The organism is Microbacterium sp. Au-Mic1 (assembly GCF_021341785.1).
Classification (GTDB): Bacteria; Actinomycetota; Actinomycetes; order Actinomycetales; family Microbacteriaceae; genus Microbacterium.
In genome coordinates, this window is record NZ_JAJTTF010000006.1 from 45124 (window position 1) to 68793 (window position 23670).

Sequence of the window (23670 nt, forward strand, 5' to 3'; positions counted from 1 at the left end):
AGGCGCAGAGCACTCGCCTAAAGGTTCCGGAGCGCCGCGGCCTTCGCCCGCGCGAACTCGTCGTCGCTGAGAGCGCCGGCGGCATGCAGAGTACTGAGCTGAGAGAGCTGCTCAGCGATCGTGCTCCCGGCGGCCGCAGGAACCGAAGCAGGCGCGTGAGCCGGAGCATCAGCAGCTGGCTCTTCGGAGGCCGCTGCAGCCGCCTGCTTCGCCGCGGTGTTGAACAGCGCAGTGAACCTGGTCGCGTCGCCCAGCTCGTCGGGCTTCACGGGCACCGCCCACGCGGCCTGGGTGCCGTCGATGAGAATGAACACCTCGCGCCCGTCTTCCTTCTTCTGAAGGAGCGCTCCGCCGATCGCACCCACAGCTCCTGCGAGCACAGTGCCGACGGCCACGCGCGTGAGGGTCGGGCGGCGGCTGAGTGCACCGGCGCTATCCACGACCGCGGTCGCACCGGCGATCGGCTGAGTGACGCCCTGGTAGGTCGCGCTGTCCTCCGAGAAGCTGAGCCCGGGGAACAGGTTCGCCAGCTGAGAGTCCTTCATCGCCGTCTTGAGCTCGCGCATCGACTCGCGGATCTGGGCCCAGGTCTCGTGAGGCGGTCCGTGTCCTCGAGCAGATGCGAGTCCTGACTGTGCGTCACGGCTCAGGCACTTACGTAAGCAGCCCGGATCCGTCCCAACTCCTCGAAGGCATCTCCTTCGCAGTTGAGATGATGCGTGACGACACACTCCGGGAAGTCCTCGAAGTGCGTCAGCTTCTCGAACCGCGGCCACCCGCCTGGCCGTCCAGCGCATGACTCCGTCGAAGCTCGCGATGATTCGGGAGGCGCACGAGCGCCACCGCATGATGAGTTCCATTGAAGACCTCGTAAGCTGCGACTTCGAGTTCCATTCGGCCATCGTTCGCGCGGCCGAAAATGACACGCTGTTCAGCATCCTTGACTGTCTCTCCAGCCAGACGGTTCGGCTTCGTATCTGGGGAGGTATTGTCAGTGACAATGCCGTGGGCTTGACAATCGACCACCACGGCAACATTCTCCGCGCGATCGAGGCAGGCGACTCGCACGGCGCTGAAGCGGCTTCCCTCGTCCACGTCACGGCTGCCAAAGGCTGGCTTGATGCCTACCTGGACTCCCACCCGTCTCACGCGGCTCAAGTCCGTTCCGTCGGCCGGCCGGCCGCGACGACGGTCTAGGCAGGGAGAACCGCGCAGCCCTGACCGCAGCGTTTCGTCAAGGAACGGGGACGGCGGTGGCTGGCTCTGCCACAGGCAGTCACGGACTGGAGTCGGCGCCGTTCAGAGACAGGAGATGGCCATCGTCGCGGCCCCGATGAGGACGGCGGAGGCGGACACAGGCTCCATAGCGCGCCAGCCGGCATCACCGTCGGGCCGTCGTGCGAGCAGTAGTCGCCCAAAGATCCAGCTCACCACGGCCAGCACGACGAGCAAACAGCGATCCGAGACGGCGAGCTCCGAAGATTCAGCAGTGAGGCCATGCGCATGCCCGATTCCCTGCCAGACCATCGCAAGCATGGTGGCGGCCATTGCGATCGCGTCGATGACTCGAAACTGCACCCGCCGATCTCCCCTCGGGGCTCGCGCCGCCATCACGGCGGCGCGAGCCAATGTCGCCAATACCAGCCCGATGACGGCAATCGGTGGATGCCCGACGATGGCGACGCTGATCATGGCTCCCGCCATCACGACGTGCTCCGCGTGCACGAACGCCCGTGCCAGCAGAACCTTCACGCCCTCCACACCGTCTTGGCGTTGACGAACTCGCGGATGCCGAAGCTACCGAGTTCACGACCGAATCCGCTGTCCTTGACGCCACCGAACGGCAGCCCGAAGAAGGATGCACTGTTGCCGTTCGCGAAGACGGCACCGAACTCGAGCTCGGCGTGTAGTCGGTCGATCTCGGCGTCGTCGGTGGTCCATACGCTCGCCGCAAGGCCGAAATCGGAGTCGTTCGCGGCCGCGATGGCCTCGTCGAGCGACGAAACCCGATACACGCTGGCCACCGGCCCGAAGCACTCCTCGCGGAAGATCCGCATCTCGGGAGTCACACCGGTCAATACGGTCGCCGGATAGAACCAGCCGGGCCCGTCGGGCAGACGGCCGCCCGTGTGAATCGTCACGCCCTTCACTCGCGCGTCCTCCACGAGGTCGTGAACCTCAGCGCGGATGCTCGCGGTCGCCATCGGGCCGAACCCGGTCGCGGAGTCGAACGGGTCCCCCGTCGTCGTACCCGCCATCCGGTCGAGGAAGGCGGCAAACCAGCGATCGTAGACTTCTTCATGCACATAGAAGCGCTTTGCGCAGATGCAGGACTGCCCGCTGTTCTGCGTGCGGGAGTTCGCACCGAACTCGGCCGCCCTGGCGACATCGGCCGACGGCATGACGATGAACGCATCCGTACCGCCGAGCTCCAGAACGCTCTTCTTGATATTGCGCCCCGCCGCGGATGCGACGGCCGCGCCCGCTCCGACAGAACCAGTGAGGGTCACGGCGCGGATGCGACGGTCTTCGATGAGCGTCGACGCCGCGGCACCCTCGATGAGCACGGTCTGGAACGCGCCAGGGGGAAAGCCCGCGCGTTCGAACAATTCGCCGAGGTAGAGCGCGCACTGCGGGACGCTCGAGGCGTGCTTCAGAATGCCTGTGTTGCCGGCCATGAGCGCGGGTGCCGCGAACCGGATGACCTGCCAGAACGGGTAGTTCCACGGCATCACGGCGAGCACGGTTCCGATGGGTTGGAAGACGACGCGAGCGGCGGATGCACCGACGCTCGCGGCATCGACCGGCTCCTCATCAGCCAGGTAGTCGGCGGCATGCTCGGCATACCAGCGCATCCCATTGGCCGACTTCGTCACCTCGTACTTCGCGGTTCCGATGGTCTTGCCCATCTCCGTTGAGGCGAGACCTGCGGCGAGTTCCAGATCTGCATCGAGCAGATCGGCGGCCGCACGCATCCACGTCGCTCGTTCCTCGAATGTCGTGTCGGCGAGAAGCGCATTCGCCTCTTGCGCACGGTTCAGGATCCCCTCGATCTGCGCAGCGGTATGAGGTTCGAAGGTCTTCTCGGTCTGGCCCGTGGTGGGATTGATGGTCGCGATCATGGAGGCTCCAAACGGTCGGCGGTGGTGGGGTGGTCTATTTGCCGTAGCCGGAGCTGAGGCCGGCAATGTACTGCCGTGAGAACACCGCGAACAGTACGACGAGGGGAACGGCGCCGAGGGTGAGCGCCGCCAGCAGCGCCGGGTAGTCGTTCTGGAACTGCCCGACGAACTGCTGCACTCCCAGAGTCACGGTCTGGTTGCCCTTGCTCGGCGCGAGGATGAGCGGGAACCAGAGGTCGTTCCATACCGGCAGCATCGTGATCGAGGCGACGGCGGCGATGCCGGGACGCACGAGGGGCAACGTGATGCCGAAGACCCGGAACTCGGCGGCGCCGTCGATGCGGGCGGCTTCTTTCAGCTCGGTCGGCACCTGGCGGAAGTAGGTCATCATCAGCGCAATGGCGAGCGGCAGCTGCATTGCAGTGTAGACGAGGATGAGCGCGGTGAGGGTGTCGATGAGGTGCCAGGCGACCATCGTCTTGATCAGCGGGATCGTGCCGAGGCGGATCGGCAGCATGATCCCGACGATGAAGAAGCCGGCGATGAGCGGCCCGATGCGCACACGATACTCGACGAGCGCGTAGGCGGCCAAGGTGCCGAGCACGGTCGTGAGCAGGATGGTCGAAAGCGTCACGATGATGCTGTTGGCGTAGTTCGTCCCGAAATTGCCGCGGGAGAAGACGTTGATGTAGCCCTGCAGGTTGAGGGTGCCGGCGTTCGGCAGGGCGAACGGCGCCCCGAAGATGCCGGGGGTCGTCTTGAACGAATTCATGACGACGATGAGGACCGGCAGGATCGCGAGGAGCACGAACACGATGAGGAGTGCGTGCACGAAACCGGCCGTGAGTACATCGGCGCGGGGCACGGTTCGGGTTCGCTCGCCGGTCCGGCGACGGATGGTGGTGGCTGAGGTCATCACGGTGTTCCTAAAGTTCGTAGGTCTTGAGGCGGCGCTGCAGCACGAGGAAGTACGCGGCCGTCGTCACCAGAATGATGAAGAAGATGACGGATGCCACCGCAGCCCCCAGGTCGACATCGGCGACCTGGCCACTCGATCCGAAGAAGGTCCGGTAGAAGAATGTGCCGAGGATGTCGGTGGAGTAATTCGGGCCGGGTGCTGATCCGTTGAGTGCGTAGACGATGTCGAATCCGTTGAAGGTCCAGATGTAGGTGAGGATGACGATGAGGCCGAACTGCGGCGCGATGAGCGGGAACTTGATCCGCCAGAAGGTCGTCCAGCTGCCCGAGCCGTCGATGCGGGCGGCCTCGACGACGTCGTTGGGGATCGCGAGGAGCGCCGTGTAGAGGAAGACCATCGGGATGCCGAGGTACTGCCACACCGACATGAGCGAGATCGTCGGGAGGGCAGTGATCTCGTTCCCGAGGAGGGGGAAGCCCACCAGTCCCCAGAGCGGGTTGATGAGGAGCCGCCAGATGAACGCGACGATCACGACCGAGAGGGTGGCGGGCACGAACAGCAGCGTTCGGTAGAGGCCGGTCGAGCGACGAAGCACACCGGAGGTGAGCAGCGCCGCCAAGAGCAGGCCGATCGGCAGCTCGACGAGCAGGTGGATCGCGAAGAACTCGACGTTGTTCGCGAGCGCGTTCCAGAACCGCCCGCTCGTCGTGGGGTTCGTGAACAGGTGAACATAGTTGTCGAACCCCGCGAAGGCCGACCCACCGGGCTCATCCGATCTGAAGAAGCTCAGCACTACAGAGCTGACGAGCGGATACACCGAGAAGGCGACGTAGACGACAAGGGCGGGGAGGACGAAGAGGGCCAGATAACGGCATCTGGAGGCTCGGGAGATCATGCGTCGCCTTTCGTGACGGGGGGAGGCGGGCCGGCCTGATCGCGCACGCCGGCCCGCCGATGGATCATTTCGCTGCCGGCTTGTACCAGGAGTCGAGGCCCTTCTGCAGGTTCGCGGTCGCGTCCTGCGGGCTCATCCCCGCGTTGTACATCTGCTGCAGGGCGGTCCAGGTCTCGTCGTCGAGCGGCGGGGTGCCGGCGCTCAGGCGGTCGAGCTGGAGGCGCGGGGTGAGCTCGGCGTCCTTCTTCAGGTCGGCGAACTCCTGCGCCAGCTTGTTGTCGTAGTTGACCGGAGCGCTGCCCATGGAGAAGAAGCCGGGAAGCTTGTTGACGTAGAGCTGCTGGAAGTCCTTCGTGCCGACCCACTCGAGGAACTCCTTCGCCGCGGCCTTGTGCTTGCTCGCGGCGTTCAGGCCGAAGGCCATGTCCGGCATCTCCTGCTGGTAGCGCTTGTCACCTGACTTCGCGACGGGCGCACCGAAGACGCCGACGTCGAGGCCCGTCGCGGTCGCGGCCGCGATGTCCCACGACCCGTCGGGGATGATGGCGGCCTTGCCGAGCGTGAACAGCTGCATCATGTCGGTGTACTTGATCGACTCGAAGCCGTTCGGGAGGTAGGGCTTGAGGTCACCGTAGGCCTTGAACGCTGCAACGAACGCCGGGTCGGTGAGCTTCTTCGAGCCGTCGACGAGCCCGAGCCTGCCTTCCTCGCCTTTCCAGTAGTTGGGGCCGATGCTGTCGAGCACGTTGTAGGAGAGCTGCCACCCATCGGCCGAGCCCAGGGCTAGGGGTTCGTACTTGCCGCTGTTCTTGATCTTCGCCAGGACGTCGAGGAACTCCTGCTGGGTCTTCGGGACGTCGAGCTTCAGCTCGTGGAAGATCGCCTTGTTGTAATAGAAGCCCGCGAGGACGGATGCCGCCGGAATGCAGTAGCTCCCGCCATCGTCGCCCTGCCATGCGGAGAGCGCCGTCTTGTTGAAGCCTGAGACGGCCTTGAGGTCGTCGAGCTTGTCGAAGTAGCCCTTGCTGATCCATGCCCTGTTGACGTCGAACGGACGACACATGATGATGTCCGGGCCCGTGCCGCTCTCGACCTGGGACTGAATCGCCGCGTTGTAGTCGTTGGTGTCGGTCGGGTTGTACTGGATCGTGATGCCGGGGTGGGACTTCTCGAACGCCGGGATGATGTCGTTCTCCCACATGGCGGCGTCTTCTGTGCGCCAGGAGCCGAGCACGAGTTTCACGGAGTCGCTGCTCGAGCCACCCGCGCTGGTGCCGCCTGCTGAGCAGCTCGCGAGGCCTACCGCGATCGTGGCGGCCGCGAGCGCGGCGAAAGGTGCAAGTTTCAATCGCATCTCAAGTCCTTCTTCTCTGAATGGAAACGCTTCTGCGTGTACGGGAAAGCAATGCTCTGCGCATCGCTCGACGGGTCCGATCGTTGCGCGATGGTCAGCCTATACAGGTCTTGCTTTGGTAGCAAGAGGTATTTGAATTTTCGTACTTCCGTTGCACTCGTATCTAGTTGTGTCCATACTGGTACTCTGTGGTTTCCAAGCGGGCGCGAAGCGCGCTGACGTGAGCTCAATCCAGGAGGGCAAGTGATTCGTGTCGGAATACTCGGCTCCGGCTTTATCGCCGACTGCTACGCCGATTCCCTGCTCGACGTGCGAGAAGCGGTTCTCACGGCCAACTACTCGCGGAACCCTGACCGCGCGACGGCGTTCGCGACACGCTGGAAAAGCAGGACCCACCACACCGACATGACCGAGCTGTGCGCGAGCGCCGACGTTGACCTCGTTGTGATCGCGCTCCCGAACGAGGCCCACGTCGAGGCCGTGCGCTTAGCTGCCTCAGCGGGCAAGGCCGTCATCTGCACGAAACCGCTCGCCCGCACCGGCGCTGAGGCGGCCGAGATCCTCCGCATCGTGCGGGAGGCGGGGGTCTGGCATGGTTACGCGGAGTCGAGCGTGTTCTCCCCCAGCCTCCAGAAGGCCCACCAGATGGCCGCTGCGGGCGGCATCGGCGAACTTCTCACGATGCGAGCCCGCGAAGCCCACTCCGGTCCCCACGCTCCGCACTTCTGGGATGCCATGTCTGCGGGTGGGGGCGCACTTCTCGACATGGGTTGCCACACTGTCGAGTCAGCCAGGCACTTCTTCGGCAAGGACAACCCCGTCGTCGAGGTCTTCGCCCACGGCGCCACCGTGGTGCACGGTGACAAGACGACGGGCGAGGACACGGCCGTCGCGCTGCTGAAGTTCGAGGGCGGCCAACTCGCGATCATCGAATCGGCATGGACCGAGAAGGGCGGTATGCAACTCCGACACGAGTTCGTCGGCACGGGCGGCCGCCTCGTGACCGACACGTCGGTGACCAGCGTCTGGGGCTTCATCGAGAAGCCGGTCGGCCACCTCGTCGAGAAGTCCGGCGCAGACACCGGCTGGGTCTACCCCGTTCCGGAGGAGACCAGGGCCTACGGTTTCTCGCAGCAGATGCGCCACTTCGTGCAGAGCTTCGAGACCGGTCGCACGCCCCTCGAGACCTTCGAGGACGGTTGGGTCGTCAACTGCATCCTCGACGCCTGCTACCGCTCCATGTCCACTCGCACCTGGGAGCCGGTGACCTTCGCCTCATGACCGATCCACGCCCTGTGCTCGTCGCCGACCGCCCGCAACCGCTGTGGCGTCAGGCCGTCGACGCGATTATCCGCGACATCACGGAGCTCGGTTTGGCCGAGGGGATGCGCCTGCCGACCGAGCGCGACCTCTGCCTGCGCTTCGACATCTCGCGGGTCACCCTCCGGAGAGCGCTTCAGCAACTCGTCGACGACGGTGTGCTCACGGCGCACCAGGGGCGCGGGTGGTTCATCGCGCCCGCCGTCGGCCCCAAGGACTGGCCCAACAGCCTTGAGTCGTTCACCGAGACGGCGCACCGGATGGGGCTGACCGCCAGCTCCCGGGTGCTCGGGGCCGAAATCGGCCAGGCGACCCTCGACGAGGCGGAGGCTCTCGGTGTCGCGCCCGGCACCCGCGTGTTTCGCGTGGTGCGGGTGCGCATGCTCGACCGGGTGCCCATCGCGATCGACCGTGCCCTCCTGCCCGTCTCTGTCGCCCCCGACCTGCTCGACGTCGATTGGGCGCTGGAAAGCCTCTATGGCGTCCTCGAGCAGCGCGACGTCACGATGCATCGGGCGGACTCCATCATCGAGGCGCGGAGCGCATCCGACGAGACGGCTGCTGCCCTCGACATCGCCCCGGGCAGCCCCGTTCTGGCGATGCAGCAGGTCGTGACCGACCGCGATGACCGACCCGTGCTGCTGTCGGCGATCGAGTACGTGGGCGACCGCTACCGGCTGCGCACCACCTTCACCCGAGCGTGAAATCCACGAAATCAAAGGAGACACCGTGACTGACCCCGAAACCGCCGCGACGTTGGTCGACGCGAGCCGCGCCGCCGCGCTCTCGACGCTCACCGAAGCAGAGATCACCACCAACCAGCGGATCCTCGAACGCGAGGGGCTCGCGACAGCCGACACGCACTACTCCTATGTCGGCCTCGTGGAGCCCGACAAGCGCGTGCTCCTCGCGGGCGGCCACGAGCCGCGCCGGGTGCGTTCCTTCCTCATCGACATGGTGACGGGCTTGTCGCACGATGTGGTGACGGCGCCCGCCGAGGATCGCGTCGTGAGCGCCCACGTGCTCGACCCGGAGGTCGACGGCGCGGTTCCCGTGGTGCTGCGCGAGTTCGGCTACGTCGAGGAGGTCGTGCACCGCGATGAACGCTGGCTGGCTGCGATGGCCAAGCGCGGACTCACGGATGTCTCGAAGCTGCGGGTGAACCCGCTCTCGGCCGGCGTGCTCGAGGAGGCCGAGCGCGGACGTCGCATCCAGCGCTGCTTCACCTTCGTGCAGAACACTCCCGACGACCTCGGCTGGGCGCATCCGGTCGACGGCGTGACCGTCATGGTCGACGTCGTGACCGGCGAGGTGCTCGACGTTATCGACTACGCACTGCTGCCGGTCCCGCAGGAGGACGGCAATTATCACCTCGCCTCCTGGCGCGGCCCCGACCTCGGGGGCCTGAAGCCCATCGAGATCACCCAGCCGCAAGGTCCGAGCTTCACGATCGATGACGACGGTGTGATCGACTGGGCCGGCTGGCGACTGCAGGTCGGCTTCGACCAGCGCGAGGGCCTGGTGCTGCACGACATCTCGATCGCGGACGGAGAGCGGCAGCGTCCCGTCATCTACCGCGCGTCCATCGCGGAAATGGTAGTGCCCTACGGCGACCCGAGCCCGCAGCGCTGGTTCCAGAACTTCTTCGACGGAGGCGAGTATCTCTTCGGCGGTTTCGCGAACTCGCTCGAGCTCGGCTGCGACTGCATCGGCGACATCACCTACCTCGACGCGGTCGTAGCCGGAAACGACGGTGCCCCCAGGGTCATCAAGCAGGCGATCTGCATTCATGAGGAGGATGCGGGCATTCTCTGGAAGCACTCCGACAACTGGAACGGCTCGAGCGAAACCCGTCGCAACCGTCGGCTCGTCGTGAGCTTCTTCATGACCGTCGGCAACTACGACTATGGCTTCTACTGGTACTTCGGGCTCGACGGAACGATCGAGTTCGAGATCAAGGCGACCGGGATCGTCTTCACCTCCGCATACCCGCACAAGGGGTACCCCTTCGCGACCGAGATCGCCCCCGGCCTCGGCGCCCCCAATCACCAGCACCTGTTCAGCGCGCGGCTCGACATGATGGTCGACGGCCTGTCCAACGCGGTGGACGAGGTCGAGGCCAGGCGGGTTCCTCGCGGATCTGCGAACCCCAGCGGAACCGGCTTCACACAGGCCGTCACCCGGCTGCACCGCGAATCGGACGCGCAGAGGGTGGCCGACAACCTTAGTGGTCGGGTCTGGTTCGTCAGCAACACCGAGGTGCAGAACCGCCTCGGAGAGCAGGTCGGCTGGGTGCTCTACCCCGAGGGGAAGCCGCTGCTGCTCGCCGACAGCGAGTCCGACATCTACAGGCGTGCGACCTTCACGACCAAGCATCTGTGGGTGACCGCCTACGAGCCAAGCGAGCTCTACCCAGCGGGAGACTTCGTCAACCTGCATCGCGGAGGAGCCGGCATCCCGACGTGGGTCGCGGCCGATCGCAACGTCGACGGCACTGACATCGTGCTCTGGCACACGTTCGGCCTCACGCATTTCCCCCGCGTCGAGGACTGGCCCATCATGCCGGTCGATACCGCCGGTTTCGTGCTGAAACCGCACGGCTTCTTCAGGCGCAACCCGTCGCTCGAAGTGCCGGCGGCGAGCCCAACGCATTGCGCCGCCCCGCACCCGGATGGGCACACCGCACACCACCCCCATCACTGATACTGATCGACAAGGAATCCACATGAACGGATACGTCCCCTTCGCCGAGGCCACCGCAACCCAGGCCGACGCTCTCGCCACCGCAATCGTGAGGGTGCGGAACGAAGTACTCCACCAGCAAGCGGCCGGCAGCCTCGCCGGAGCAGGGCCGGTCTTCCTGGCCATCGGCGCGAGCCTCGCCGCAGCAGCAGCTCCCGTCTGGGAGCTGCGCGCCCGCGGGATCGATGCCTCGCGTCTCGGATCCGGCGATACCCCGCTCCCCCTCCCCGGGAGCGACCGCACGATCGTCGCCATCTCGCAGAGCGGCCGCAGTTCCGAGACCATCGCCGCCTTCGAGACGGTCCCCGTCCCCCTCCGGTATGCCGTGGTCAACACGAGACCCTCCCCACTCGCCGACCTCTCGAGCGCAAGCCTCGACCTCGGCAGCATCCCGGACAGCTACGCGTCGACGATCGGCTACACGGCGACCATCGCCGGTCTCGCTCTGCTCGGCGAGGCGTGGAACGGCGGCGAGCTCGACCCGTCCTGGGCCGAGCTCGCGGACGTCTTTCGTCGACTCGAGACTACGCTCGACACGGCGGCGGCGTCAGACCATTTCGAGGGAGCACCAGGAGCGGACTTCATCGGCGGCGGCGCTTCCGTCGGCTCGGCCGAAGCAGGCGCTCTGCTGCTGCGTGAAGTCGCCCGGGTTCCCGCGTCCGCCATGAGCACTCGGCAGTACCTGCACGGCGCCATGGAGTCAGCCGGAGAGGGCGTCACCGTGCTCTTCGGGGACACCCGTGAGATCGAGGTGGCCAGGATGCTCGCGCGTGCCGATCATCGCGTCGTGCTGGTGACCTCATCGGACATCGACGCACCCGGCGTCGTAACGATCCACCTCCCGCAGCTCCGAGCCTCGCAACGGGCGATCCTCGAGGCGCTGGTCCTGCAGCGGATCGCCGGAGACGTCGCCCGACGACGCGGAATCGAGATCGAGGAGTTCGTCTTCTCCCACGACGACACGAAGGTAGGATCCCCCGAGTGACAGCAGCGCTGATCGGCGTCGACATCGGCGCCACCAAGACCGCCCTGCGAGCCGAGCTCCCCTCTCGCGAGGTCGTCGACCGTGTGGTCCCATCGATCGGATGGGACGCGGAACCCGTCGCGGACGGGGCGGCGTGGATCGATCGAGTGGTGCGAGGAGCATTCGCGCTCTCGGCCGAGTCGACCATCCTCGCCGTCGGCGCGCAGGGGCTCGACTCGGTCGAGCTTGCGGCGGAGTTGCGAGCGAAGCTGGTCGGCCTGGGCTACGCGGCGGTTGCATGCGTCAACGACGCCGCGCTACTCGTCCCGGCCGCGGGATGCGAGCACGGCATCGGGCTCATCGCGGGAACCGGGTCGATCGGCGTCGGAACCGACGCCGGAGGTGCGCTCCTGTTCGCCGGAGGGTGGGGCGCCGTGATCGGCGACGACGCGGGTGCGGCCGGCATCGTGCGAGAGGCCGCGAAGGCCGCGCTCGGGGCCCACGACGACGCTCGACCGGACGATGGTCTGCTCGCGGCTCTGCTCGCCTCCTTCGGGGTCGCGGATGCCGAGCGCCTCGCCCGCGTCGTCAACGATGAACCCACGGTGCAGAATTGGGCGCCGCACGCGCCGAGCGTCTTCGCGGCCGCCGCGACCGGGTCCGCGACGGCGACGGGGGTGATCGAACACGCCGCTGACCACCTCGCCCTCCTCGTCGGTCAGCTCGTACGCCGTGGGGCCATCGGTGATGACGTCGTGGTCGCCGGAAGCGTCATCACACGTCAGCCCGTGCTGTTCCAGGCCCTCGCCCACCGTCTGGCCGACCATCACCCGTCGCTCCACCTGCATCTGCTGGCGGACGATCCCGTCGCAGGCGCACTCGCGCTCGCGAAACGGCTCAACTGACCCGCGCCGCCCCGCGGACGAATGCCGTGCGAAGGCGGTAGCGGTCTCCGACGTAGCTGATGGTCGAGAGGCTGACAGCGCGATCGGAGCTGTCGAAAGCGATCTGACGCATGACGAGTATCGGCTGCCCCGGGGCGATCTCGAGCTCGGAGGCGACGCTTACTGGCGCCTCCTTGGCCTCAATCGTGGCGTCTGCGCGTTGGGGTTCGGCACCGGTGCGCTCCAGCTGCGCATACAGTGATCCGACCGTGAAGTCGACTGACTCGGGGTCGTCAAGCACGCTGACGAGCGTCACCGACACGTCGATGGCGATCGGGACCGCGTCGAGCATCCGCACCCGGTCGAGGCGGAAGACGGGTGTTCCGGGAGCAACAGCGAGCGCCTCAGCCTCATCGAGGTTCGCGGGGGCGGCCTCGGCGCGCAGGACGGTTGAGGACGAAGTGAGCCCCAACCGCCTCGCGGTTTCGCTGAATGACTCGAGCGAGTTGGGCCACTCCTTGACGCGCTTGGCGCCCATCACGTACCAGCCCCGGCCATGCGAGGAACTGAGAACGCCGTCGGCGACGAGCTTCGTCAGAGCTTTGCGCAACGTCACACGGCTGATGCCGAGCTGCTCGCAGAGTTCCCGCTCCGGGGGCAGCCGCATGCCCGCGCTCAACCTGCCTGCGGCGATCTCGCCAGATATGAGCTCAACCGCCTGGACCCAGAGCGGTTCCGGGTAGTCCGCCCGGATCGGCGACGCTGCGATCGACTCGTTCCCCACAGCTGCCATCTTGCCATCCATGAGGTACCACGATCGATACCACGCCGCTCCAGATGTATCCGTCTGTTTGGCGGCGTCCCTGGAGACGTGGGCTTCAAGTTCCCTGTGGAGAAAATATCAAGTCCACTAGTTACCAAAAGCAGACCACTAATGTACATTCTGCGGTAAGCGATTTCCAAGCCTGGAAACCCCGCACGCCGCAACCCACGCAACGTCGCGAACCCGTGCGCTCACAGATCAAGGATGACTCGATGATCACAGCAATGACTTCGCCGAGCGGAGAGACCCCACCCGCATCCCTCAAGCGTGCCCTGGGCACCCCCGCCCTCGTGCTCTTCGGCCTCGCCTACATGCTCCCCCTCGCCGTCTTCACCACTTGCGGCCTCGTGACCGAGGTCACCGGCGGCCACCTCGCCGGCGCCTACCTCGTCACCACACTGGTGATGCTGTTCACGGCATACAGCTATGCGAACATGGTGCGCGCCTACTCGGTCGCCGGCTCCGCCTACACCTACACCCAGCGCTCGTTCGGTTCCCACGTAGGGTTCCTCACCGGTTGGACGCTGCTGCTCGACTATCTTGCCTTGCCGCTGCTCAACTACCTGGTGATCGGAATCTATCTGCACGCCACCTTCCCGGCGGTGCCCTCGTGGGCCTTCGTGGTTGGATCTGTGTTTGTCGTGACTGCGCTGAACGTCCTGGGCATCACGGTGGTCTCCGGCGTCAACCTCGCCCTCGTCGGCATTCAGGTGATCTTCATCGTCGTCTTCGTCGCGACGGGCATCGCGTTCGCCTCAGGCTCTGCCGACATGCCGGATCTCGTCGGCCCGTTCTTCGACAGCGGTACTTCGATCAGCTCGATTGCGAGCGGCGCAGCGATCCTTGCACTCGCCTTCCTCGGCTTCGACGCCGTCTCGACTCTTTCAGAGGAAGCAAAGGACGCGAAGCGCTCCATACCGCGCGCGATCTTGGTCTGCACCCTCATCGGCGGCCTCCTCTTCATCGTGACCGCCTACGTCACCGGTATTGTCTTCCCTGACTTCCAGAGTTTCACGGACACGGATTCCGCGGCGCTCGACATCATGGGCCGGATCGGTGGCAACGCACTCTTCACGTTCTTCACAGCGGCATACATCGGCGGCAGCTTCGCGTCGGCGATCACATCGCAGGCGAGCGTGTCGCGCATTCTCTTCGCGATGGGCCGCGACGGGCAGCTGCCGCGAGCGCTTGCCCGGCTCCACTCCCGTTACAGGACGCCCGTTGTCGCCGCCGTCGCTGTCGGCCTCGTCGGGCTGATCGGAGCACTCTTCCTCCCGCTCGACGTCGCCGCATCCGTGATCAGCTTCGGGGCACTCGTTGCCTTCAGCTTCGTGAACCTTTCAGTCATCAAGCACTATGTGCTCGACAAGAAGGAACGCGGCGCGAAAGCCATGTGGGCCTACGCCGTCGCCCCTGTCATCGGATTCGCCCTGACGATGTGGCTGTGGACGAGCCTCACGCCGACGACACTCGTCGCCGGCGCGATCTGGGCGACGATCGGCGTCGTCATCCTCGCGATCCTCACCCGTGGATTCCGCCGCCGTCCACCGGTCATGGATTTCACCGAGGATGACCCGACGACCTCCGCGACCGCGGCCTCCGTTCCCGCTACCGAGTAGACGGACTCTCCCAGTGAAACGCGGCCGTTGCGCTCGGCCCACTGTCTCGGACGGCCGCGTTCGATCTACATGCGTGAAAGGGACGTGCTGACCGCTGCGGTCCCCCGGCGTGGCAACCCGCCCGTGGTAGCCGCTCCCGATCAAGCTCTTGAGAGCATGATCGGGAGCGGCGCAAGTCACGCGGGAAGACCGATTCGGCGATCCCCCGCGCGCAGCTGCTGGATCACGACCGCGACGACGAGCAAAGCGCCCTTCGCCACGTTCTGCCAGAACGCGTTCACGTCGAGCAATGTCATGCCGTTCGTCAGAATGCCCAGGAGGATCACGGCGAGAATCGTGCCGGCGATCGTGCCCTTTCCGCCCTTGAGCGCCGCCCCGCCGAGGGCCGCCGCCGTGATCGATTCGAGTTCGAGACCCTCCGATCCGGACACGGGCTGACCTGACCCCGTGCGCGCCGTGATCAGAATCCCGGCGACGGCGGCGATGACACCGGTGAGAACGTAGACACCGAGGATGTACCTATTGATGTTGATGCCGGCGAGACGCGAGGCGATGTCGTTGCCGCCGACGGCATAGATGTTTCTGCCGATGCTGGTGTAGCGCAGCACGACGTGGACGAGTATCGCGATCACGATGAGCACGGCGATCAGCGTGGGAATGCCGAGGATCGTACCTCGCGCCAGGAACGTGAAGAACGGATCGGCTCCGGTGTACCCCTGCGCGCGACCGTCGGAGACCAGCTGGGCCAGGCCTTTGAACGCTGCCAGGGTGGCCAGGGTCGCGATCACCGGGTTCACTCGCCCGAAGACGATGATGCAACCGTTGATCAGACCGCAGACGATCCCGATACCGATCGCACCGGCAACTCCGAGCAGCGGGCCGGCAGTGGTGAAGATCATCGCTGACGCGACCGAGGCGAGACCAGCGATCGAGCCGACCGAGATGTCGAGCGCTCCCATGATGATCACGACGGTCTGCACGACCGCGAGCAGACCGGAAATTGCGACCGCCGTGCCGATGACGCGCACATTGTCGATCCCGAAAAAGAGAGGATTCTGTGCGCCGATGAAGATGATCAACGCGACGATGGCGATGAGAAGCGAGATGTTCTGCACTCCCACGGCGCCGACGACGCGTCGTGCGAAAGAGGGAGCGTCCGGGGTTGCCGCTGGCGCGGGAGCGACCTGTTGTGTGGTGTTCACGTGATTCTTCCTTTTCAAGATGAGTGGGGTCACGCAGCGTCGGGGGCTGCGACCTCGAGCATGGCCAGAGCGAGAATGGCCTCTTCGGACGCGTGTTCACGGTCCATGTCGCCGACGATCCGTCCGCCGGCCATCACATAGATGCGGTCGGCCAAACCGAGAACTTCGGGCAGTTCGCTGGAGACGAAGAGGATGCCGACGCCCTGTTTTGCCAGGTCCTCGACGATCCCGTAGATCTCGGATTTGGCTCCGACGTCGACCCCGCGCGTTGGTTCATCGAGCACGAGGAGGGTCGGACCATGCGCCAACCATCTGGCCAGCACCACCTTCTGTTGATTGCCACCGGAGAGGTTCTTGACGAGCTGTTCGGTCGAGGGTGTGCGGATGCGCAACTGCTCGATGTACCGGCGAGCAAGCGACTTCTCTGTCGCGGTGCTGACGAAGAAGGCCTTGGCGATGCGCGGCAGGACCGCCAGAACGGTGTTGTCTCGCACCGTTCGCTGCATCACGAGCGCTTCGGCCTTGCGTTCCTCGGGCGCGAAGCCGATTCCGGCGGCGACGGAGTCAGCCGGGCTCGCGAACTTCACTTCCCTGCCGTTGACGCGCACGATTCCACGGCGAACGGGAAGATCGCCGACGATCGCTTTCATCAGTTCGCTGCGCCCAGCGCCCACCAGACCGGCGATGCCGACGATCTCGCCAGCACGAACCATGAGGTCGATGCCGGAGACATCATCGGTGTCCACCTTGCTGAGTTCGAGCACGGGCGCCCCGGTCTCGTGCGGCTGGCGGTGATAGAGCTGGGAAAGGTCACGCCCCACCATCATCCGCACCAGTTCGTTATTGTCGGTCTCTGTGGTCAGCTTCGACCCGACGAGCTTGCCGTCCCGGAGCACAGTGATGCGATCGGCGAGCTGAAAGATCTCGTTCATGCGATGTGAGACGTAGCCGATCGCCTTGCCCTCGGCACGCAACTGCCGGATCAGGGTGAACAGGAGCGCGACCTCGTCGTCTCCGAGCGAGGAGGTCGGCTCGTCGAAGCAGATGACATCCGGGTCGTCGACGATCGCACGCATGATCTCGACGATCTGTCGTTGAGCCGGTGACAGCTCGCGGCCGATCGTCTTCGGCGAGATCACGCGATCGAAGCCGAACCGAGCCAGATCTTCCGCAGCACGCTTCTCGAGTCCACGTTGGTCGAAGAAGAAGCCCTGTTTGGAGATCCCTCCGACGTAGATGTTCTCGGCGACCGTCACATACGGCACGATCTCCGGTTCTTGGGCGATCACACGGAGGCCGGCCGCGCGGGACTGGGAAGGGTCGGTGAACGAGACGTCGCGACCTCCCAGGCTGAGCTGGCCGGAATCGGGCTGGTAATCCCCCTCCAGGATCTTCAACAGCGTGGACTTTCCCGCGCCGTTCTCGCCCATGATCGCGGTGACCTCCCCCGCTCGCAGTTCGAGGTCGACGCCATCGAGGGCGATGACTGCACCGAATCGTTTGCCGATGCCGCTCGCACGCAGTGCGACCATTGTGAGACTCCCGTCTCTCTCTAGGTTGTTTGGGGCCGATGCTGAAGCCGGGGCCGCGACGCGGCCCCGGCAGGTTTCGATCAGGTGCAGACGACGCCGGCCTTCTCCCAGTTCGTCGCATCGACGATCGCCGTGTCAGCGATCGATTTCAGAGGCAGTGCCTTGCCGTTGCGGAGCAGATCCACCATGGACGTGACCGCGGCCTTGCCGACCTCGACGCCCGAGATGAACAGTGCGGCCTTGTTGCCGGTGTCCTGCTTGGCCTTCCAGTCCTTGCAGGTGAGGTAGGCACCGAGACCGACACCGTTGATGTTCGCCGGCGAGATGCTGGCGTTCTGCAGCGCCGTCACCACGCCGGTCTCGTTCTCGTCGTTGCAACCCCAGACGACCCAGTGCTTGACATCGGCGTTTCCGGTGATCACGGCGCCGGCCTTGTTCTGAGCGTCCGGTGCCGAGTTGTCTGTTCCCACGGTGATGATCTTGGGAGCCTCGGCGCCCTTCAGCCCCGCAGTGAATGCCTTGGCCGCACCGTCGACCCGGTCGACACAGTTCGGCTGGTCCTGCTTGTACGCGCTCAGCACGCGAGTATCTGCAGCAGTCCATCCGTCCTTGAGGTAGAGCTCGGCGGCCTTCGCACCGACGAGGGTCCCCATCGCGGTTCCGTCGAAGCCGGCGAACGGGATCTCCTTGCCGTCGGCCGCCGCGATCGAGTCATCGGCGGCCATGATCGGGATTCCTGCGGTCTTCGCGGCGGAGATGACCTGCGGACCGATCTGCTTGTCGGGAACCACGATGATGATTCCGTCGACCTTCTGCGCGATGACAGAGTCGACCTCGCTGATCGCCTTGTTGGCGTCGGTGCCGAGGTTCACCACCTTGACGTCAACATCGCCGAGTTTCTTCGCGGCGGCCGTGGCGCCCGTGGCTTCGTCGACGAAATACTGCTGATCGCCCTGCTTCTGCAGGAGGGCGATGGTCAGCTTCCCGCTCTTGGGACCGGACGACTGGGCGGTGCTCGCCGCTTCCTGTCCAGAAGTGCAGGCGGTGACGCCCAGCAGCATCGCTGCCGATACAGCGACGACGAGCACGCTTCGTGCGCGCCTCTTGACGTGTGTGATCATTCTGGTGCTGTCCTTTCTCATGGTGTACCGAACGGCGCCGCTGCCGATCGGGTCCGGCTGGTTCGATCAGCCGGTGTTGGCAGAGGGCTGCCAAGCGTGTGGGAGCTGCCACGCAACGGAACGATGACGCTCAGGTCAGGTGGATAAGGTCGTCGTCGGTCAACTCTGCGAACGCTGCACCGAAGGACACGGCGCCGGCCCCCGCGGATAAGAACTGCCGTGCATTGCGCGCATTGATACCTCCCGTGGCCACGAAGCGGGCTTCGGGGAATGGGCCCCGCATCGCGGAGATCCAGCTGGCTCCGAGCGCTTCCGCCGGGAACGCCTTCAGCCAGATGCATCCCCGGGTCAGAGCAGCCTGGACTTCGGAACCTGTGGCGACTCCCGGGAGATGGGGCATTCCGAGGTCAAGGCTGCGAGCCGCGACCTCCGGGTCGAATCCCGGTGCCACCGTGAAGCGAGCGCCGAGCGCGGCCGCCTGTTCAACCAGCACCGTGGAGGTGATCGTGCCGGCTCCAACGAAACGTCCGCGACGCGCGGCTTCGGCAGCGCCAGCAGCCAGAGCGTCAGCGGACTGCGCGTTCTGCAGCGGGATCTCTACCAACTCCAGGCCCGCGTCCCATGCTGCGCTGGCTAGCCGAACCGTCTCTTCTGGCGACTGACCGCGCAGGATCGCCATCGCACGACGGTGCGAAAAACCTCGTCCAAAGAAGGTTGCTGCCTCACTGTGCTGCATTGCTCGATCTCCGTTTCGGAAGGGTTGTCAACGGCGGACCCAAATGGCCGGGTCCGCTGCATCGGCAAGTAGCGCGTCCCACGCGATGCGTTCGCCGTGATCGCTCAGAGATGTCAGCGCGGTCCGAGCCATGAGGTGGCCACAACGCAGCCGCATGCGGTCGTCGACGCCATGGATCATGCCGCCGAGCCAACCGGCCGCGAAAGCGTCGCCGGCTCCGACGGATTCCACCACGTCGACGGAGAGAGCGGGGACCTCCCATCGCCCGGCCGGGGAATGCACAGTTGCCGATTCGGCGCCGTTCTTCACGACGACTCGTCCAGCGCCGCTCAAATGCGCGGCAGCGGCATCGGCGTCGGCCGCCCCCCAGAGGATCTCCGCCTCATCGAGACCTACGAAGACGATGTCACTCTTGTCCGCCAAAGCTGACAGGCGAGCCGAGGCGCGGTTCTGATCCGACCAGAGCACCGGGCGGTAGTTGACGTCGAATGAGGTCGTGATACCCAATGCGGCTGCCGATTCGAGCGCATACTCGATCGCATCGTCGCAGCTGTCGGAAAGTGCACTCGTGATCCCGCTGAGGTGCATGAAAGCGGGGCGGAGCGCGAGCGCTCGGTCCACGTCGCCGCGGTCCATCCTCGAGGCTGCCGACCCTTTCCGGTAGTAACTGACCTTGCGGCTCAGCCCAGACGGGTCCTTCAAGAAGATCCCGGTGGGATGTTCTTGATCTCTTACGACGGCGGACGTGTCGACGGACTCCTCCGCTAGGGCTTTCAGGAGGCGCTCTCCCACCGCGTCATCGCCGAGTCTGCTCACCCAGGCGCTACGCACTCCCAAGCGCGCGGTCGCGATGGCCACATTGGATTCGGCGCCCGCCTGGCCGAGGCTGAATGTCGTTGCATCCTCGAGGGGTCCGTCATCGGGAACGAACTGCCCCATGGCCTCGCCGAGACAGACGATGTCGATCGTTGTGGCGCTGTCATTACCGCTCATCGCGCACCCGCCGAGCCGAACAGTGACGACATGATCTCGGCGCCGGCGACATCGACGATGCGCCGGGACGCAAGCTCTGCCCGCCCGCCGTCACCACGAGCAATGGCATCGACAATGTCGCGATGGCTGGAAACGGCCGCATCCGTGAGAGTCGACGGCACGAGATTCAGGGCATGGCGCACACGAAGGGCCGCCTCGATGGGCTCGCCTTGCTGCGCGACGATCTTGTTCCCGCTCGCAACTAGGAGGGCACGGTGGAAGTCGACGTCGGCTTCGTTGAACGCGATTCCGTCCTGCCGACGGACGGCGACCTCCATGGCTTCGACGGCGTGGCGTAGTGCTGCCAGCCGCTCCGACACGACCCTCTCGCTGGCCAAGCGAGCCGCGAGCGGCTCGATCGCGCTGCGAAACTCCAGGAGCTCGGTGAACTGGGCGGCGGAATCCGCGCCCGCGCTTCGCCACCGGATGACGGCCGGGTCGAGCAGGTCCCAGTCCTCTTCGGTGCGAACGCGCGTCCCGACCCGTGGGGCTGCCTCGACCATTCCTTTGGCCTCGAGCACCTTGAGCGCCTCGCGCACGACGGCGCGCGATACCGCGGATGTCTCTGCGACGTCTTCGGGAACGATCCGGTCGCCGGCGACCAAGGTCTTCGCCCCGATGGCGCTTCCCAGCGTCTCCACGATCTGGCCGTGCAGCCCGCGGAACGGGTGCTGGCCGTGGACGTCTGACTCTGCGCTCATGACAGTTGTCCCTTCGCGCTGCCATCGGGAAAGAACTCGGCGAATTCGACGAGAAAACGGTCGATCATGGCGCGTTCCTCATCGTCGAGTTCGCGTGATGGAGCTCGGCAGTGGTCGGACGCGATGATGCCGCGCAACCAGGAGATGCGCTTCTCCGCGCGGATGATCAACTCGACGCCTTGCATCCAGTAGGCGATGTACGGCAGCAATCTGGTGTGCAGCGCGATCGCGGAGTCCTGCTCGCCGCTCTCCCAGTGACGCCAGATCGCGAGATAGATCTCGGCGAACGAGGAGCCAGGTTGCACGCCCTCTGCGTTGCGACGCAGAGCATCGATCAACTGCACTCCGGCGTAGCCGACGACGGCGCCGAGTGCTGGGCGCTGTGCGGCGAGCGCCGAGATCAGCTGACCAGGAGGCGCGGATTCCACCTTCACCTGCACGAGGTTCGGCGAGACTGCGGCCATCTGGGCGATGCTCGCGGCATCGAGGGAGGTGCCGGTCTGCGCAGGCGCGTACTGCAGGATCGCAGGAGTCGAGCCGATTGCGCCGAGAATTCCGGCGAGGTGCTCGCGAACCGCTGCGCCACTAGGACCGAACTGGTGAGGCGGAAGGATGTTGATCATGTCGGCGCCCATTTCGACGGCGCTGCGCGCATTGCCGATGCCCACGGCGGTGGCGTGGTCGGGGATCGAGATCACGACTGTGGTGCCGGCGACACGGTGGAACCGCTCGATGAGCACGGCTGTCAGCGCTTCGCGCTCCTGCTCGCGTAGCTTGTAGTACTCCGATGCGAACCCGGGGAACATCACGCTGCGAACCCCCGCTGCGAGCAGATGATCGATCAAGCGTTCGAAACTGTCGAAATCGACGTCGCCGGCGTCGGTGAACGGCGTCTCGAGCACGGGGCAGACTCCCTGCACCGTGGTGGTACCCGTTGGCATCAGAACGCCCTCCTGGCTGTAGCGTCTCCGCTTGAACCGACAAGGAAGTCGAAGTCGGCGCCGGTGTCGGCCTGCCCCACATGTTCGGTGTACAGGCGCGTCCACCCACGGGTGGCCGGCGGTTCGGGTTGACGCCACTCAGCGCGCCGGCGTGCGATCTCCTCGTCGTCGACGAGCATGTTGAGGCTGCGCCGGTGCACGTCGAGCTCGATCACGTCGCCCGTCCGGACAAGGGCGAGAGGGCCGCCGACCGAGGACTCCGGGGCGACATGCAGGATGCAGGCGCCGAAGGCGGTTCCACTCATGCGAGCATCCGAGATGCGCACCATATCGCGGACCCCTTGGTCGAGCAGCTTCTGCGGCAAGGGAAGGTTGCCCACCTCTGGCATGCCCGGGTAGCCGCGCGGTCCGCAGCCTCGGACGATCAGCACCGTGTCGGCCGTCACATCGAGATCGTCGTCGGCCAAGACAGCCGTGTACGCCTGCAGGTCGTCGAAGACGAGAGCGGGCCCCCTGTGCAGAAGCAGTGCGGGGTCGGCTGCGCTGATCTTGATCACGGCTCCGTCCGGGGCGAGATTGCCGCGCAGCACTGCGGTACCCGATCCTGCCGGTTGCACGGGGTTGTCGAGCGTGCGAATGACCTCCGGATCATCGACCCGCGCACCCGCCATGCTCTCGCCGAGGGGAAGCCCGGTGATCGTCATCGCTCCCGTGTGCATCCTGTCGCCGAGCTGGCCGATGAGCGCGGGCACGCCGCCGGCGTAGGCGAACTCTTCCATGAGGAAGCGGCCGCTCGGCATGAGGTCAACGAGGAGGGGTATCTCACGCCCGATCTCGTCGATGTCATCGAGCGTGAGGGGGACGCCGAGGCGCCCGGCGATCGCGAGCAGGTGCACGATCGCGTTGGTGGATCCTCCGACCGCGGCATTCACGACGAGCGCGTTCTCGAGCGCTTCCCTGGTCATGATCTTCGACGGGCGAAGCCCCTCGTTGGCCAGCTCGACCGCGCGCGAGCCGGTGTCCTCGGCAAGCACCACACGGCGAGAGTCGACGGCCGGAAGGGCAGCGCCGCCGGGCAGCTGCATCCCGAGCGCTTCGGTGATGCTGGCCATGGTCGAAGCCGTGCCCATCGTCATGCAATGCCCCGGCGACCGATTCAGGCAGCTCTCGAACTCGGTGAATTCCTCCTGGCTCACCTCACCGGCGCGCAGCCCCTCCGTCATCCGCCAGATGTCGGTCCCCGAGCCCACGGAGCGGCCGCGGAATCGGCCGTTGAGCATCGGCCCTCCCGTGAGCAGGATCCCGGGGAGGTCGACGCTCGCCAGCCCCATGAGCGCCGCAGGTGTCGTCTTGTCGCAGCCGGTGAGCACGACCACAGCGTCCAGGGGGTTAGCGCGGATGAGCTCCTCGAGCTCCATCGCCATCATGTTGCGATAGAGCATGGTGGACGGACGCATGAACGGTTCGCCCAGCGAAAGCACGGGAAACTCCAGCGCGAAACCACCAGCCTGCTGCACGCCACGCCGCACAGCGTCGGCCAAGCCGCGCAAGTGCACGTTGCACGGCGTGAGCTCAGACCAGGTGTTGGCGATGCCGATGACCGGCCGCCCGTCGAACTGTCGTCCTGAGTACCCCATCTGACGCACGTGATGACGGGCGATGAAGCCGTTCTTCCCCCCGTCACCGAACCACTCGCCGCTGCGCCGCCCGGTCGAACCGAGGTTGACGGCGCCCTTCCGTGCCTCCGTTGAAGTGCTCATCAC

22 protein-coding genes are annotated in these 23670 nt (G+C 65.7%); 7 read left to right on the forward strand and 15 right to left on the reverse strand.

Annotated elements, in window-relative coordinates; genetic code table 11:
* Nucleotides 1-17: 17 nt before the first annotated feature.
* Nucleotides 18-566 carry an SHOCT domain-containing protein gene (locus LXM50_RS09535; RefSeq protein ID WP_233311088.1) on the reverse strand — a complete coding sequence of 183 codons (549 nt, stop codon included), beginning with the start codon at nt 564-566 and terminating at the stop codon, nt 18-20.
* A 214-nt stretch (nt 567-780) separates the two neighbouring features.
* On the opposite strand from LXM50_RS09535, the gene LXM50_RS09540 reads away from it, so the two are divergent.
* Nucleotides 781-1197 (forward strand): FadR/GntR family transcriptional regulator, encoded by a 417-nt coding sequence (locus tag LXM50_RS09540; protein ID WP_267920780.1) that lies wholly within the window; start codon nt 781-783, stop codon nt 1195-1197.
* 102 nt (nt 1198-1299) lie between these two features.
* On the opposite strand, the gene LXM50_RS09545 is transcribed toward LXM50_RS09540, so the two are convergent.
* The 5 genes from LXM50_RS09545 to LXM50_RS09565 form a co-directional block, all read right to left on the reverse strand.
* Nucleotides 1300-1752 carry a hypothetical protein gene (locus tag LXM50_RS09545; RefSeq protein ID WP_233311090.1) on the reverse strand — a complete coding sequence of 151 codons (453 nt, stop codon included), beginning with the start codon at nt 1750-1752 and terminating at the stop codon, nt 1300-1302.
* A complete protein-coding gene (locus LXM50_RS09550) occupies nt 1749-3122 on the reverse strand; it encodes an aldehyde dehydrogenase family protein (RefSeq protein ID WP_233311091.1) in 1374 nt (457 codons plus the stop codon). Before LXM50_RS09550 ends, LXM50_RS09545 begins: the two co-directional genes overlap by 4 nt.
* A 34-nt stretch (nt 3123-3156) precedes the next feature.
* Nucleotides 3157-4038: a carbohydrate ABC transporter permease gene (locus LXM50_RS09555; protein ID WP_233311092.1), complete on the reverse strand. Its 882-nt coding sequence runs from the start codon at nt 4036-4038 to the stop codon at nt 3157-3159.
* Nucleotides 4039-4048: 10 nt separating this feature from the next.
* A complete protein-coding gene (locus LXM50_RS09560) occupies nt 4049-4936 on the reverse strand; it encodes a carbohydrate ABC transporter permease (protein WP_233311093.1) in 888 nt (295 codons plus the stop codon).
* A gap of 64 nt (nt 4937-5000) precedes the next feature.
* Nucleotides 5001-6290 (reverse strand): ABC transporter substrate-binding protein, encoded by a 1290-nt coding sequence (locus LXM50_RS09565; protein WP_233311094.1) that lies wholly within the window; start codon nt 6288-6290, stop codon nt 5001-5003.
* Nucleotides 6291-6533: 243 nt separating this feature from the next.
* Between LXM50_RS09565 and LXM50_RS18720 the strand changes: the two genes are divergently transcribed.
* The 5 genes from LXM50_RS18720 to LXM50_RS09590 are packed head-to-tail and all read left to right on the forward strand — an operon-like array spanning nt 6534 to nt 12221.
* Nucleotides 6534-7571 (forward strand): Gfo/Idh/MocA family protein, encoded by a 1038-nt coding sequence (locus LXM50_RS18720; RefSeq protein WP_233311095.1) that lies wholly within the window; start codon nt 6534-6536, stop codon nt 7569-7571.
* Between the two features lie 14 nt (nt 7572-7585).
* Nucleotides 7586-8314 carry a GntR family transcriptional regulator gene (locus LXM50_RS09575; RefSeq protein ID WP_233311096.1) on the forward strand — a complete coding sequence of 243 codons (729 nt, stop codon included), beginning with the start codon at nt 7586-7588 and terminating at the stop codon, nt 8312-8314.
* Between the two features lie 25 nt (nt 8315-8339).
* Nucleotides 8340-10313, forward strand: coding sequence for a primary-amine oxidase (locus LXM50_RS09580; protein ID WP_233311097.1), 1974 nt, complete (start codon nt 8340-8342; stop codon nt 10311-10313).
* Nucleotides 10314-10335: 22 nt separating this feature from the next.
* A complete protein-coding gene (locus LXM50_RS09585) occupies nt 10336-11337 on the forward strand; it encodes an SIS domain-containing protein (RefSeq protein ID WP_233311098.1) in 1002 nt (333 codons plus the stop codon).
* Nucleotides 11334-12221, forward strand: a complete 888-nt coding sequence (locus tag LXM50_RS09590; RefSeq protein WP_233311099.1) for a BadF/BadG/BcrA/BcrD ATPase family protein — start codon at nt 11334-11336, stop codon at nt 12219-12221. Before LXM50_RS09585 ends, LXM50_RS09590 begins: the two co-directional genes overlap by 4 nt.
* Here LXM50_RS09590 and LXM50_RS09595 read toward each other — a convergent pair.
* Nucleotides 12214-13005: a GntR family transcriptional regulator gene (locus LXM50_RS09595; RefSeq protein WP_233311100.1), complete on the reverse strand. Its 792-nt coding sequence runs from the start codon at nt 13003-13005 to the stop codon at nt 12214-12216. The two genes, LXM50_RS09590 and LXM50_RS09595, sit on opposite strands and share 8 nt — an antisense overlap.
* 242 nt (nt 13006-13247) lie before the next feature.
* Here LXM50_RS09595 and LXM50_RS09600 point away from each other — a divergent pair, with 242 nt between their 5' ends.
* Nucleotides 13248-14642 carry an APC family permease gene (locus LXM50_RS09600; RefSeq protein WP_233311299.1) on the forward strand — a complete coding sequence of 465 codons (1395 nt, stop codon included), beginning with the start codon at nt 13248-13250 and terminating at the stop codon, nt 14640-14642.
* A 176-nt stretch (nt 14643-14818) separates the two neighbouring features.
* On the opposite strand, the gene LXM50_RS09605 is transcribed toward LXM50_RS09600, so the two are convergent.
* The 8 genes from LXM50_RS09605 to LXM50_RS09640 all read right to left on the reverse strand — a co-directional run bounded on the left by LXM50_RS09605 (nt 14819) and on the right by LXM50_RS09640 (nt 23667).
* Complete coding sequence (locus LXM50_RS09605; RefSeq protein WP_233311101.1) at nt 14819-15844, reverse strand: ABC transporter permease; 1026 nt, start codon at nt 15842-15844, stop codon at nt 14819-14821.
* 29 nt (nt 15845-15873) lie between these two features.
* Entirely contained in the window at nt 15874-17376 is a 1503-nt protein-coding gene (locus LXM50_RS09610) for a sugar ABC transporter ATP-binding protein (RefSeq protein ID WP_233311102.1), read from the reverse strand.
* Nucleotides 17377-17456: 80 nt separating this feature from the next.
* Entirely contained in the window at nt 17457-18497 is a 1041-nt protein-coding gene (locus tag LXM50_RS09615; RefSeq protein WP_233311103.1) for a substrate-binding domain-containing protein, read from the reverse strand.
* Nucleotides 18498-18627: 130 nt separating this feature from the next.
* Nucleotides 18628-19176, reverse strand: a complete 549-nt coding sequence (locus LXM50_RS09620) for a bifunctional 4-hydroxy-2-oxoglutarate aldolase/2-dehydro-3-deoxy-phosphogluconate aldolase (RefSeq protein WP_233311104.1) — start codon at nt 19174-19176, stop codon at nt 18628-18630.
* A gap of 84 nt (nt 19177-19260) precedes the next feature.
* Nucleotides 19261-20226 (reverse strand): sugar kinase, encoded by a 966-nt coding sequence (locus LXM50_RS09625; RefSeq protein WP_233311105.1) that lies wholly within the window; start codon nt 20224-20226, stop codon nt 19261-19263.
* Nucleotides 20223-20966 (reverse strand): FadR/GntR family transcriptional regulator, encoded by a 744-nt coding sequence (locus LXM50_RS09630; protein ID WP_233311106.1) that lies wholly within the window; start codon nt 20964-20966, stop codon nt 20223-20225. The genes LXM50_RS09625 and LXM50_RS09630 overlap by 4 nt, the downstream gene beginning before the upstream one ends.
* The gene (locus LXM50_RS09635) at nt 20963-21907 is read right to left on the reverse strand and encodes a dihydrodipicolinate synthase family protein (RefSeq protein WP_267920786.1); all 945 of its coding nucleotides are present in this window, start codon (nt 21905-21907) and stop codon (nt 20963-20965) included. Before LXM50_RS09635 ends, LXM50_RS09630 begins: the two co-directional genes overlap by 4 nt.
* Nucleotides 21907-23667, reverse strand: coding sequence for an IlvD/Edd family dehydratase (locus LXM50_RS09640; RefSeq protein WP_233311108.1), 1761 nt, complete (start codon nt 23665-23667; stop codon nt 21907-21909). The genes LXM50_RS09635 and LXM50_RS09640 overlap by 1 nt, the downstream gene beginning before the upstream one ends.
* Between the last annotated feature and the right edge of the window lie 3 nt (nt 23668-23670).